Source organism: Parasphingopyxis marina (assembly GCF_014237875.1).
Classification (GTDB): Bacteria; Pseudomonadota; Alphaproteobacteria; order Sphingomonadales; family Sphingomonadaceae; genus Parasphingopyxis; species Parasphingopyxis marina.
This window is the reverse complement of sequence record NZ_JACJVJ010000002.1, coordinates 1-13459: the sequence shown is the minus strand read 5'-3', so window position 1 is coordinate 13459 and position 13459 is coordinate 1. Positions and strand designations below refer to the sequence as shown.

The window sequence follows — 13459 nt, the reverse complement described above, 5'->3', positions numbered from 1 at the left end:
CTTGATGGGTTGATAGCCATTTAGGGTGAGAGTGCGCCGCGCTCAACCGACCGGCGACAAACTTTGCTCCTCATGGGCCAAGCCGGGCTTGTGAGCCTCCAAAAGAGCCTCGCCCAGTGTCAGCAAGAGCGGACCCGATGTGTACAGCAGGCTCGCCTCTATGCGGCGATCCGGAAAGATCACGCCAAGCGCCGCCGCATAGGCAGCCATCTGCTTCACATGCGCCTCCGGTGCTTCCTCGATACTGGGCGGCACGCGCCGGCCGGTCTTGAAATCGATCACCCGCACGCGATCCTCTTCGACGAGCAGACGATCGACCGTGCCCGACACGACGATCTCTCCGACCACAGCGGCTATCGGGGCCTCGGCCAGCGCATCCGGTGCGAACAGGTCGGCAAAGGCCGGATCGTCGATCACCGCCAGCGCCGCATCAGCGATTTCCTCGCGCTCCGCAGCTCCTTCGATACCTGCGACGCGCACAAGCCAGGTCCGCGCTGCTTCCCGCCGCTGGCCCGGCTCAACGTCCGGCAACCGCTCGAACAGGCTGTGCAGCAGCAGCCCGCGCTGCGCCGCCATTCGCATCGCTGCATCGGGCGGAGGATCGGCGACCCTGTCGTCGCCGAGCGAGGATGGTGCCAGAGGCCGCGGCGGGCGCTGCTCGTCTGGCGCCCGGCCGTGAAGCCATTCGGGTGCCGGCAATTCGGGCGCTGCGAACCGCTGCCTCGCCGCCGTCCCGCCCTTCGCCTTTGGCGGCGCCTTCCCTTCGAAGTCCCACCGACCCGACCAGAGATCGTCCTCGATCCAATCGCCGCCCAGCCCGACGAGCGCGCGCTCTACTGCCGCATACCAGCTCTTTTCAGGCGCAACGCCCTTGGCCCGACTGCCCAGTGCGCCGCCGATCACGAGATGCTCTTCGGCGCGGGTCAGCGCGACGTAGAGCAGCCGCCAATGCTCCTCGAAATCGGCCTGTTTCTTCGCTTCGACAATTTCCGCGAGCGAGCCAACCTGTTCGATCTTGCGCGGCCGGGGGATCGGCACGCCGCGAGACCCCCCGCCAAGCGGGAAATCGACTTCGCTCAACGGCCTGTCTTCGGGATTGGCGGCGGCATCGGCCAGTATCACCAGCGGCGCCTGCAATCCCTTTGCGCCATGCACGGTCATCACTCTTACGGCATCGAGCGGGGCGGCAGGATCGCGCTTGATCTCGGCATCGCCGGTATCGAACCATTGCAGGAAATGTTGGAGCGAGGGCGAATTTTCCTGCTCGAAGACGAGCGCGCGGTTGAGTAGTTCCTCTATCGGGTCGCGCGCTTCTTCGCCGAGCCGGGAAAGCAGCTTTTCCCGGCCCCTGAGCGGACCCGAGAGGATCGATTCCAGCAATTGGTAGGGCGTCACCAGATCGGCAGCGTTGAGAATGGATTCCAGCGCAGCCCGGGTCTCGTCTTCATCGTTCAACGTATCGCGTAAAGCGCTCCAAAGGCTGCCGCGCCGATCCTTCGCGACATCGTAGAGCCGGTCCTGGGTCCATCCGCCCAAAGGCGAAACGAGGAGGCTCGCAAGGTTGAGATCGTCTTCAGGCTGGAGCGCGAAGCGCAAGGCCGCCAGCAGATCCTGCACCGCCAGCGGATCGGTCAGCATCAGGCGATCGACACCGGCCACCGGCACGCCTTCCTTGTGCAGCCGCGCGACGAGCAGCGCGGCCAGCTCGCCGCGGCTGCGGACCAAGATCAGCACATCCTCGGGCCGCAGCGCCCTACCCTGCCCGCCCAGCCATAGTTTCTCGTCGAGCCAGCGCTTGACCTGCTTTGCGAGGTTCGACGCCATCTTCAGCTTGGCGTCGGCCGCCCAACCTTCTTCGGCATCCTCCGGTTCCTCGCCCGTCACCGGCCGCAGCAGCGTCACCCGGCCGGGCTTGTCGCCGCGGCCGCTGACATGGGGTCGAATGCCGCTATCGAGCCCGATGGCCGGAGCGCCGATATCGGCCATGACGGCGTCGACAAGTTCCAGGATCGGCGGGGTCGAACGATAGCTTTTATCGAGACTGAGATCGCGGAGCTCACGCAAGCGTTCGGCGATATGGTCGGCGAAGCGCTGCTGCGCATCGCGAAAGGCGCGCGGATTGGTGCCCTGGAAACCGAAGATTGCCTGTTTGAAATCGCCGACGGCGAAGATCGTGCGGTGCGGCGCTTCCCCGCTCTCGGGATCGGTTTCGAAAAATTCCTCGGTCAGATGCCAGACGATATCCCATTGTTCGGCGTTGGTGTCCTGCGCCTCGTCGACAAGGATATGGTCGATCGACTGGTCGAGCTTGTAGCGGATCCAGTCGCCGATTCCGGGCTGCTCCAGCAAACCCCGCGCACGGCCGATCATGTCGCCGAAATCGAGAACGCCCCGGCGACCTTTGGCGAGCGCATAGGCTTCGGCAAAGCGCCGTCCGGCCCGGAGCCCCGCCGCCGCGAAATCGGCGAAATCGCCTTTGATACGAAGGGAAAGGAGGTTGCCTACAATTTCGTTGAGACGGATCAGCGTAGCTTCGTAGTCCGCGTCCAGTTCGCAGAGCTTCGCCCAGCCCGTCTGGTTGAACGTGCCGGCCCCAGTGATCCAAGCTTTCCTGAGATAGCCGAGAATTTCGGCGCGGCCTGCGGGATCGCGGCTCAGCCAATCGGCTGCGGTATCGGCGCGCTTTAGCCCGGTCTTCGTTCCCCATTCTCTGTTGGCGGCGGCGAACGCCCTGAGCGAGGCCGTGTCGAAATGCGCGTCCGAACAGCCTTCGGCAATCGCCGCATCGATATCGCCAAGCGGCACCTCGAGCGCGCGCCGCATTTCGTCACCGATAAGTTCCGGCGCGCCGAGGGCGCGGAGTTCCTGAAAGGCTCCGGCACAGCGTTCGAGAAACTTCTCGGCCCCGTCCTCACCCATTCGCCGGCTCAATTGCTGCACGTCAGCAGTCAGCCCCGCATCGGCCCGCTCTTCCGCCGCGACGAGCATTTCGGCCATCGTTTCGCGCAGCAGCAGCGCCTGTTCGCGGCCTTCGATCGGCTGGAAACCGGGCACGATACCCGCCTCGGCGGGGAAGGCCGCGAGCAGGCTCTGGCAGAAGGCGTGGATCGTCTGGATGCGCAGGCCACCGCCCGTCGCATCGAGCACTTCGGCGAAAAGCCGGCGCGCGGCCTCGACATTCTCCTCGCCGACCGGCTCGCCGAGCGCGCGCAATTCCTGCGCCAGCTTCGGGCCCTTGAGCCGCACCCAATAGGCCAAGCGTTCGTGTATCCGGTCCGCCATCTCGGCAGCGCCGGCCTTGGTGAAGGTCAGGCAGAGGATCGAAGCTGGATCGACCCCGGCCAGCAGCAACCGCATCACGCGCGCGGTCAGCACCTGCGTCTTGCCGGTCCCCGCCGACGCGGACAGCCAGGCGAGTTCCTTCGGTGCCGAAGCGTCGCGCTGCTCGGAGGTGAGCGCGTAGAGGGGCTTCATCCGTCTAGCCATCACCGCGCCCATACCATTCGTCGCGCCGCATCAGCTGGTCATAGTCGCCATAGGGCGCATATTCGGGATGGAGCTTCGCGGTGAATGGCTCGCTGCCCGTCAGCCATCGCTCTGCCGCTTTTTCGAAGACGTCGGCGGCATGGGCGACGAAATTGTCCGGCAAGATCGTACCGCCGCGCTTGAAGGGTGTCTTGATCGCCCCGAACCGATCGTTTTCCTTCATCAGCGACCAATATTCGAACGCCGCCGCTTCGCCATCTATCCCGGTAAAAGCCCCGCGTTCGGCCAGCAATCCCAGCAACCCCAATTGCATCGCGAAACCGGCCTCGACCTGCGACACGCTAGGCGGCTTGCCCGTCTTATAGTCGACAATCGCCAGAGAACCGTCCGCAAGGCTGTCGATCCGGTCCGCCGTGCCGCTCAGCGTCACGCCCGCAACCTCCGCCTCGCCCTTGATCTCGGCGGCGATCGGCTTCCGGCCTTCGGCCGCGAATTCTGCAACCTTTTCCGCCATCCACTCAACCGGTTCCAGCAAGCGAGGCTGCCACAGCGCCCGCATCAGCGGATGAGCCTCGCTTCCCGCCAGCAGGGCTTCGGCGCGCGAGAGGAGTTTGGCGGGATCGCAGCCATCCTCCTTGAACCAGGCTTCAAAAATCGCGTGCACCGCCATCCCGCGCCAGGCCGGGCTGGGCTCGGCGTCGACGGGATCGATCCGCGACAGGCCCAGCATCGTGCGCGCGTAAAAGGCGTAGGGATCCGCCTTCAGCCGGTCGACGGCGGTAACCGAAATCCGCTTCGGGCGAACCGCGATCGGTGGCGACGGTGCGGGCTGGGAAACAGGGTGCACGCCCGCCTGCGGTCGGTCGATCGCCTGCGCCCAAGCCGCAAAACGGGGCGCGCGCGTCAATCCGCCGGTCATCGCTTCGAGCCTTAGCCAGAAGCGGCTGGCGATGGCGGGTGCGCTCGCATCGCGCCGCGCGCGGGTGACGAGAACCTGCCGCCCGCCCAGCGCGCTCGCGAAATCATGCGCGGCAAGACCGATGCGATGATCGAGCCCGGGAAGTTTGAGTTCCCGGCGCAGGCGCGGCGCCAGCCAGGGATCGGGTGTCGGCAGGTTCGGCCAGACGCCTTCGTTGAGGCCGCCGAGGATCATCACGTCCGCCTGCTGCAGCCGCGCCTCAAGCAGGCCCCAAATAAACAGCCTCGGGTGCCCGCCATAGGGCGGACGCACGGCTCGGTCCGCCATCAGATGCGTCAGCAGCGCGGCGAGCGAGGCCATATCGGCCCGTGCGGGCCCCTGCGCGCCATGCATCTCGCAATCGGCGATAAAGTCAGCCGCCTCGCGTCCGCCGGGTCCCGACCATGCCGCGTCGCCGGCCAGCTGCGTCGCGGCAGCGCGCACCGCGGCAATCTGCTCCGGCAGCGAACGCGGTTTCGCTGCGGCTTGCTCCAGCGGCTCGAGCAACGGCAGCACATCCCGCCACCATGCAATCACCGCATCGATTTCATGTTGCCGCCTTTCCGACGCGCCTTCGCGCTGGCCGGCCAGATGCGGCACGATGCCGCCAAGCCCGGGGCGCGGCCGTGGCCCGCGCATCAAGAGGTCGAAACGCCGTACCATGGTGAGCCAAGGCCCGCGACTATCCTCGCCGAAGCGCACCAGTGGATGCTTCAAAAGCGCCATCAGCGGCACCGGCGCGAAACGCTCGGCCGCCGCCTCGGCAAGCGCGACGAGCAATGTCCCCGAAGCCATTTCGGAGAGCGGCCGACCGGCGGAATCGTCGGCAGCGATCCCCCAGCGCTTGAGATGCGCCGACACCCGCCGGGCCAGGGCGCGATCGGGGGTCACCAGCGCGGCCGTACGCGCGGGTTGCTCGATCGCCTCGCGCATCGCCAGCGCGATCACCTGCGCCTCTTCGGCGGGCGTCGCCAATTCGACGGCGCGCACCCCGGACAAACGCCGTTCCGCAGGCGCCAGATCGTTCCATTTGCCGGTGAAGGAGGCTGGCGCCATGCCGTTGCCGATCGCCCGCGTTCGGACCGCCGGGCTGTCATGCCCGCCGCCCCAGCGCCATCGTGCAACCTCGCCGCGCGCCACGCCCATTCGGTCGAGCAGCATCTTCAGCGCGAACTGCGGATGGGTTTCGATTGATGGCTTGCGAAAACCGGTTTCGGGATCGGACTCGTGCGGGCCGAGCGCATCCCATTCCGGCGCCGGCATGTCGATATCGAGCGCGGGCAGGACGACCATGCCGCCTTCCATGCGCGAAATCGCGCGCAGCACATCGGCAACCGCCGGGGCCGTGGAGGTGATGCCCGCTGCGGCAACAAAGCCCGCGGGCGGCGCGTCCCGCCACCGCCGCGCAACCCGGCCGAGCAATATGTTGCGGCGCTCGGCCATGTCGATCAGCCCGAGCCGCTTCAGCTCTTCGGGCCATTTGCGGATAATCAGCTGGAGCTGGTCGAGCGAGGCCTGCCAATGCTCGGGCAGTTCGGCCTCGGCCAGCGCATCGATCCGGCGGGGATCGGCCTTTTCGATCAGCAACTGGTCCAGCGTCGCGCCCAGATCGCGGGCGAGGCGGATCGCTTCGCCTGCGTCGATATCCTCGCCGAACCCGCCGCGCACTTGCTGCACAAGCATCGCGAGCCGCATCGTCCGCTCCATCGGCGCGATCGCGGGGGGCGCTTCCTCACCCTCCCCCATCGGATCGAGCGCGCCGCCCAGCGTTTCGGCAATTTCGGGATCGCCTATCGGAATCAGCCGGGGCAGCAGAAGCCCGGTTTCGGCGCGGCGCACGAACGCGTGCTGGATCGCCCGCGCGGCGCGGTTGGTGGGGACAAGGACGATGCCGCGCGCCAGTTCGAGCCGGTCCTTGCCGTGCATGGCGAGCAAGCCCGCCGCCAGCGCATCGGCAAAGGCCCGGTGGGGCGGGACTGTATAGACGTGCGGGTGGGCGGCCTCAGCCATCCACGAGCAGCATTTCGGCCTTCTTGATCGCCGGCGGCGTGCCGATATCGAACCACATGCCCTGATGCGCGAGCCCGAAGGCACGGCCCGCTTCGATCGCCCGGTCCCACAGGATATTGGTCGAAAAGGCGCCTTCCGGCGCATCCTCGAACAGGCGCTTCGAGACAAGCTGGATACCCGAATAGACGAAAGGCGCGATCTTGCCGCGCCCGCGTCGCCGGATCCGTCCGACGCTGTCCATGTGGAAATCGCCGCGCCCGCCGTGGCAATGTGCGCGCGCCTGCGGCACCAGCAGCAGCAGCGCATCCATTGTGTCGGGGTCCCAGCGCGCGGCAAGCAACCGCAAGGTATCGCTCGGCCCGTCGACCCACAGAACATCGGTGTTGAGTATGTAGAAAGGATCGGAATCAATGAGCGGCAATGCCTTGGTAACCCCGCCACCGGTTTCGAGAAGCTGCGCGCGTTCGTCGGATATCGTTATGGCGATATCGGCGCCACGCCGCGCGACATGCGCCTCAAGCGCATCGGCGAGATAGTGGACGTTGACGACCGCCTTGGTGACGCCGGCATCGCGTAGCCGATCGAGTACGTGATCGAGCAGCGCCCGGCCCGATACCTGGATCAACGGCTTGGGGGTAGTGGCCGTCAGCGGCCGCATCCGCTTGCCAAGGCCGGCCGCCATGACCATCGCCGCTTCGACCACCGGCCCTTCCGCAGCCGGACGGATGGCAAGCGGAGCGGTATATTTGGTCATCGCGTCGAAACCCCTTCCCACGCCGCGGCGCGCTTCGAACTCGGGACATTGGCCGAGAACCATGCCGCGACCGGCGCGAGCGCGGGATGGCGGAGGTCGCGTTCCAGATATTTCCAGACGCGCGCCTGATAGGAGAGATAGCGCGACTTGCCGTCCCGCTTCCAGAGCCGTGTGAAGATGCCGAGGATCTTGGCGTTTCGCTGGGCGCCGAGAACGGCATAGGCGGCTTCGAAACCCTGCCCCGCTGCATCGGGATTGGTCACCCGGTAGTGGGTCAGCATATTCTCTTCGAGCTCGCGGTTGACGTCGCGGCGTGCGTCCTGAAGCAGCGAAACGAGATCATAGGCCGGATGCCCGGCCAGTGCGTCCTGGAAATCGAGCAAGCCGAGAGCGCCGATCCCGTGGCGCCCTTCGAGCAGCATCAGGTTTTCGGCATGATAATCGCGCAGCACGGTAACCGGTTCGCCCAGTTCCAGCACCGGACCCAGGGCCTGCGTAAACGCCTTTTCATATCCTTCTTCGTCGACAGTGATGTCGACCGCCGGCGCATACCATTCGGTGAACAATAGCGCCTCGCGCAGATATTCGGCGAGCGTATAGGGCGGCAGATCGCCGGCCGGCGAGCGGTGGAGCACGCCGAGCAAGGTTACCGCATCGCGATAGATGCGCGCTTCGCTTTCCGGCGCGGCGTCGACAACCTCGCGCATCCGCGCATCGCCAAAATCCTCCAGCAGGATCAGCCCCTTTTCGAGATTGCTGGCCATGATCCGCGGAGCGGCAAAGCCGAGCCGGTTCAAATGCGTCGCAACGTCCAGGAAGGGCTGGCTGTTCTCGGTCTCGGGCGGCGCATGCATCAGCACCGCCGTCCGCCCCGGGGCCACGACCCGGAAATAGCGCCGGAAGGATGCGTCGCCCGCCAGCGGTAGGAGAGCGCCGTCGCCCCAGCCATTTTCCTCCAGAAAATCCGGAGCGGAATCGGGATATTTCATGCTTGTCGCCATCGTGCTTCCCAAGCGGGCGGAAGGGTCGCTGTCAAGCGCCGAGCGGCGGGCCGCCCTTCCCCCGGCACCCCGGCACATATTTCCAGCCGCAAGACATCGTCCCAGAGCGCGCCGCCAAGGCGTTCGGGCCATTCGATGATCAGCACGCAATCGCGGCGCGCATCATCAAGGCCGAGCTCCAGCGTCTCCCCGGGGTCTTCGATCCGGTAGAGGTCGACATGCCAGACCGGCAACCGCGTTTCCGGGGGCTCATAGGGCTGGACGATCGCGAAAGTGGGGCTCGGCGCTTCCTCGGCAAGGCCAAGCGCGGCGAGTATACCGCGCGTCAGCGTCGTTTTTCCGGTTCCCAGATCGCCGAACAGTGCAATCGCATCGCCCGGCTCCAGAAGATCGGCGATGCGGGCGCCGAGCACGAGCGTCGCGGCCTCGTCGGGCAGAAAGAGCTCGGCATCCAAACCCGGTTACTCCGCCCCGCCACGCGGCAGGGTGATTGTCACGAATGTCCCTTCCCCCGGCGTGCTTTGCAGGTCGATAGATCCGCCATGCGCCTCCACGAACTGCTTGGTGAGCGGCAGGCCAAGGCCCAGGGCGCGCGATTGCTCCTCGGCATCGGCGCGATGGAACCTATCGAATACCCGCGTCTGTTCTCCAGGCGCGATCCCCGCGCCGTTGTCGGAAATGGTGATACGGGCTGCCGCCGCATCGCCCTCGGCATGCAAAAGAACCCGCCCGCCTTCCGGCGTATAGCGCACGGCATTGCGCAACAGATGATCGACCGACTGGCGCAGCCGGTGGGCATCGCCGGTCACGCTCCCCACGGACCAGTCGATTTCGGTGACGAGTTCGTGCCGGCTCTCCTCCGCCAGCAGACGGACGGCGGCGACGGCATCTTCGCACATCTGCCGCAAGTCGACTTCCTCGCGCGCCAGCGGCAGACCGCCGACTTCGCTTTGCGTCAGATCGAGAACCTCGTCGATCTGGGTGCGGAGTTTGCCGACGGATTCGAGGATCGCACTGACATATTCTGTCGCCCGGCCGGACAGTTCCCCGGCGTAGCCGCCGTCCAGCATTTCGGCGAAACCCGCGATGGATGTGAGCGGTGTCCTGAGTTCGTAGCTCATGTTCGAAACGAAGGCCGTCTTCACCTGATCGGCCGCTTCCAGGGCCTGGGCGCGTTCGCGCAGCGCCGCTTCGATCCGCGTGCTATCCGAAATGTCGAGCATCGTGAAGAGCGCGTTGCCGTCGGGCAGCGGCACCGCCGCGTAGGCGAAATTGCGCAAATCCTTGAGGACGAACCGCCCCCCCTTTTGCTGGCGGTCGAACGTCGCCATCCGTACCGCTTGCTGGATCGCTTCGGCCTCATCGGGATCGACGAACTGATCGGCGACCGCAGCCATCATCGCATCCACGCGCGGATGGCCCGCAAGGACATCTTCGTCGATATCCCAGACCTCCTCTATCCGCCGGTTCCAAAGATGCAATCGGCCGTCGGCGGCAAATACACCGATCGCTTCGGAAAGATTGTCGAAGGTGGCGGTGCGGACGCGCAGCAGCGTATCGCGCGCGCTTGCGAGCTGGGCCTGTTCAGTGGTGTCTTCGAAGATCAGCAACAGGCCCCCGTCGGGCAAGGGTTGGGCAACGACGCGAATATGGGTGCCATCGGTCAGCAACCAATTTTCCTCCGAAGCCTCGTTGCCGCCGTGGAACCATTGGCGCCTCTGGGCCTTCCATTCCGGAAAATCGGCGACTTCCGGCGCACGCTCGGCTTCGCGCATGCGTTCCAGGATACGATCGAATTCGGGACGATCGGTAAGCCATTCGCTCTTCATCGCGAAGATGCGCTGGAAAGGTTGATTGGAGAAGACGAGCGAGCGTTCCGCGTTGAACTGCGCCACGCCGGCCGAGAGCAGGTCCAGCATGGCGCGCTGGGCCCGCGCAAACCGGCCGAGCTCGGCGCGCGCCTGCTCCAGCTGTTCGACATCCACAGCATAGCCGGCCACCCCGGCATCGCCGAGCGGCACATCCGCAATCCGGAGCATCCTGCGGTCACCACGCAGGGTAGCCGGAACCGTCCGGACATGCGCCTCGCCCTCCTCGCGCACCCGCGAAGCCACAGCCTGCGGGCTATCCTTGCCGGAAAGCTCGATCAATTCGGTGCCACGCGCGATGACTTCCGCAGCGTTTTCGGCCTCAACCGCGTCGACATAAGCCTGGTTAACGAGTGTAAGCCGAAGATCGGGCCCGCGATGCCACATCGGAAAGGGCGCCGCTTCAATCAGCGCCGACAGCGCGGTCAGCGCCTCCAGCGCGCGGTCCGCCCGGCTCGTAAGTTCGACCATCTCGCTGCGCGTATCGCTGGCGTCAAAAATCCAGAGAATCGCTGCCTGGGGACCGCCGAGATCGTCGGGCGCCGGGCCGCCCTGCACATAAAGGATACGGCTGGATCCCGCGAGCCTCAGTTCTTGGCCAAAGGGCTTTGCGGTTCGGCGCGTGGCCCGCACGGCCTCCGTCAAGGAATCGAACGGTTCTTCACCGACCACATCCTTGAAGTCGGACAGCCGCCGGGGCGGACGGGAAAAGCCGAACCATTCCGCAAGGCGCGGCCCCGCATCGACACGATCCTTGGAATCGACGATCATGAAGACCATTGGCGCGCTTTCGAGAAGCCGTCCGCCGCGCCGGGCCGCCGCGGCCGCCCGTTCGCCGCCGGCCCGGGCGCGCAGGGCCGTAACCGTCGCCCAGGTCGCAACTGCCAGCCAGGCGGCCAGCACCATGCCGATTATCACGGCCGCGCTGGTCGAAACGGTGATCATAGCGGTCGGATGCCCCGTAACATGAGGCGCTTCTAGACCGGATGAGAGGCGTGCGGAAGGTGGCGGCGCCCCACCGCGGTGGGAGAATCGGCTGCTAGAAGCGCGTCCTGACGCCCACCCGGAAATCGATACCCGTCAAGGGTACGAAATCCTTGGTGAAGGAGGCATGTCGCCGCGCATTGACGTCGAACAGGTTGTTGACCGATGCGAAGACCGCGCTGCCATTGGCGCTGCCCCAGGGCCGCCAGGCGGCCGAGACGTTCACGAGCGTGAAATCGTCGGTCGGCGTCTCGAAAGCCGCGATGCGATCCTGTCCGGAAACCCATTCCGCCTCGACCCGCGCGTCGAAATGGTCGGACTGCGCTTCAAGACCCGTCAACACCCGCAGCGGCGGGATACGCGGCACCGGGCCGCCGCTGTCGATCGTCGCATGCACATAGTCGGTGACGAGATCGGCATTGAAACGGAACGACCCGGCCTCGGCGAGCAGTACAGTCGCTTCCGCTTCGAAGCCGTAATAGGTCGCATCGTTCTGGAAATATTGAAAGACGGGAAGCTCGTCTTCTTCCAAGCCCGTAGCGGTGTCGTAGATGAAATCGTCGAACCAGCTGACAAAGCCGGTCAGCGCAAAACTGAAGCGGCCGGTATCGCCGCGCAGATAGGCTTCGAGACCGATGCTCTTTTCGGTATCGAAGTTCGGATTGCCGATTTCATAGGCCTGGGTTGCGATATGCGGGCCATCGGAAAATAGCTCTTCGGCGGTCGGTGCGCGCTCGGTGCGGGAGAGATTGGCGCCGACGCGAACCTCGGGAGCAACTTCAAAGCCGAGGCCGACGGCTCCCGAAAATGTATTGAAACTGCGATCTATCGCAAGCGGCGCCGCGTCCACGCTGGTATGTTCATAGCGGCCCGCGACTTCGATGCCGAGCGCGCCCATCTCGAATTCCTGGACGGTGAACAAGCCATATTGTTCGGTATTGTTACGCGGCACGAAGGCTTCGGCCCCAATCGCGTTGAAATCGCGAACATAGAGCTGTCCGCCGATGACGCCGCGCCAGCCATCGCGGTCGGCCTGGACGAGTTCGAGCCGGCCTTCCAGACCCGAAACGAGAAAACGCGTGCCGATCTCGTCCCCTTCGAATTCGATATGTTCGTAGTCGGCATAGCCGAGACGCAACTTGACGCTTTCCAGGAAGCCGCCGCCCGTAATCAGTTCGCCGCGCAGGTCGGCGCGCACCTGATGAAGGTCGATCGTAACCGGGCCTTCCTCTTCATGCCCTTCTTCGTCCGCATCGTCATCGCCTTCTTCATGATGATGTTCGGCGCCGGGCCGGGCGGGAATGCCGTAATTGGTGTCGTAAAAACTGACCGAGGCGCCGAGGCTGCCCCAGCTGTCGATCAACGCGAGGCCGACGCCCGCAGTCCAGGTTTCGGTCGCGCTGTTGGGAACGGTCCCCCTGAGATTCGCCAGTTCTAATGCCTCTTCGGCTTCGTCGAAATGGCCTTCCTCGGTTTCCTCCGCCGCAATAGCGAGCTGTTCGGCGCGCAGCTCCGGCGCGAGTGTAAAGCCGGAAATTTCGACATCGTCGCTATTGCGATAGCTGCCATCGACATGGGCGACGAGGCGGCTCGTCAGCGGAACATCGAGCGCACCGGCAATACTGCGATCCTCGGCGGCCGACGAATAAGTGGCGAGACCGTCAAAATGGACGGGCTCGTCAGGGACTTCGCGGGGTATGCGCCGGTCGAAGACGTTGACTGCGCCGCCGATCGCCTGGCTGCCGAACAGCAGCGCCGCAGGGCCGCGCAGCACTTCGATCCGGTAGGATGTCAGCGGATCGATGGTGACGGCATGGTCGGCCGAGGTGTTCGACGCATCGATCGAACCGATCCCGTCGGTCAGCACCGCTATTCGTCCGCCCTGGAAACCACGGAGCACGGGGCGCGACGCGCCGGGGCTGAACGAGGTCGCCGAAACGCCGGGCAATTGGGTCAGGGAATCGCCGATCTGCGGACGAATACTTTGGTCGAGCTCAGCGCCCGACAAAGTCGAGGTTCCCGCGAGGATGTCCAGCCGGTCAACGAATTGCGCCGTGACGACGATCTGCGCCGAAGTCTCATCATGAAGATCGCCTCCTCGGGCAGTCTCCTGGGCAAAAGCCGGCTGAGCGGTGATCGTGACGCTCGCAAGGAGCAAAGCGCGCAGGGCAGCGGTGCGGGTGTTTTTCATGAACCGCGACCTATTCGGTATGTGACAACATATCAATTGATAGAGGATCGGTTCGTCGAAGCTATCATTCCATTCGTCGTTGCAGCGCACAAGAAAGGGCGCCGGCCGTTGTTGGCGGGCGCCCTTTGGTTGGGTTTGGGGTGTAGCTAGTAGCGATAGGCGTCGGTCTTGAAGGGACCTTGCTGTTCGACCCCGATATAGGCGGCC

The 13459-nt window shown here is 65.2% G+C and carries 7 protein-coding genes; all 7 read right to left on the bottom strand.

The window, feature by feature from the left end; translation table 11 throughout:
- Positions 1 to 42 precede the first annotated feature (42 nt).
- The 7 genes from addA to H6P80_RS08785 all read right to left on the bottom strand — a co-directional run bounded on the left by addA (position 43) and on the right by H6P80_RS08785 (position 13252).
- Positions 43 to 3474, bottom strand: a complete 3432-nt coding sequence (gene addA / locus H6P80_RS08815) for a double-strand break repair helicase AddA (RefSeq protein ID WP_235973846.1) — start codon at positions 3472 to 3474, stop codon at positions 43 to 45.
- A 4-nt stretch (positions 3475 to 3478) separates the two neighbouring features.
- Positions 3479 to 6454 carry a double-strand break repair protein AddB gene (gene addB / locus H6P80_RS08810; RefSeq protein WP_185801039.1) on the bottom strand — a complete coding sequence of 992 codons (2976 nt, stop codon included), beginning with the start codon at positions 6452 to 6454 and terminating at the stop codon, positions 3479 to 3481.
- Positions 6447 to 7208 (bottom strand): nucleotidyltransferase family protein, encoded by a 762-nt coding sequence (locus tag H6P80_RS08805; RefSeq protein WP_185801038.1) that lies wholly within the window; start codon positions 7206 to 7208, stop codon positions 6447 to 6449. Before H6P80_RS08805 ends, addB begins: the two co-directional genes overlap by 8 nt.
- Entirely contained in the window at positions 7205 to 8197 is a 993-nt protein-coding gene (locus H6P80_RS08800) for an aminoglycoside phosphotransferase family protein (RefSeq protein WP_185801037.1), read from the bottom strand. Before H6P80_RS08800 ends, H6P80_RS08805 begins: the two co-directional genes overlap by 4 nt.
- Positions 8194 to 8664 carry a tRNA (adenosine(37)-N6)-threonylcarbamoyltransferase complex ATPase subunit type 1 TsaE gene (gene tsaE / locus H6P80_RS08795; protein ID WP_185801036.1) on the bottom strand — a complete coding sequence of 157 codons (471 nt, stop codon included), beginning with the start codon at positions 8662 to 8664 and terminating at the stop codon, positions 8194 to 8196. Before tsaE ends, H6P80_RS08800 begins: the two co-directional genes overlap by 4 nt.
- Positions 8665 to 8670: 6 nt before the next feature.
- Positions 8671 to 11022 (bottom strand): sensor histidine kinase, encoded by a 2352-nt coding sequence (locus H6P80_RS08790; protein ID WP_185801035.1) that lies wholly within the window; start codon positions 11020 to 11022, stop codon positions 8671 to 8673.
- A 94-nt stretch (positions 11023 to 11116) separates the two neighbouring features.
- A complete protein-coding gene (locus tag H6P80_RS08785; RefSeq protein ID WP_185801034.1) occupies positions 11117 to 13252 on the bottom strand; it encodes a TonB-dependent receptor in 2136 nt (711 codons plus the stop codon).
- Between the last annotated feature and the right edge of the window lie 207 nt (positions 13253 to 13459).

Coding starts and splice junctions, on each gene's coding strand:
- addA (WP_235973846.1), bottom strand. CDS start 3,474: ATGAAGCCCCTCTACGCGCTCACCTCCGAGCAGCGCGACGCTTCGGCA.
- addB (WP_185801039.1), bottom strand. CDS start 6,454: ATGGCTGAGGCCGCCCACCCGCACGTCTATACAGTCCCGCCCCACCGG.
- H6P80_RS08805 (WP_185801038.1), bottom strand. CDS start 7,208: ATGACCAAATATACCGCTCCGCTTGCCATCCGTCCGGCTGCGGAAGGG.
- H6P80_RS08800 (WP_185801037.1), bottom strand. CDS start 8,197: ATGAAATATCCCGATTCCGCTCCGGATTTTCTGGAGGAAAATGGCTGG.
- H6P80_RS08790 (WP_185801035.1), bottom strand. CDS start 11,022: ATGATCACCGTTTCGACCAGCGCGGCCGTGATAATCGGCATGGTGCTG.
- H6P80_RS08785 (WP_185801034.1), bottom strand. CDS start 13,252: ATGAAAAACACCCGCACCGCTGCCCTGCGCGCTTTGCTCCTTGCGAGC.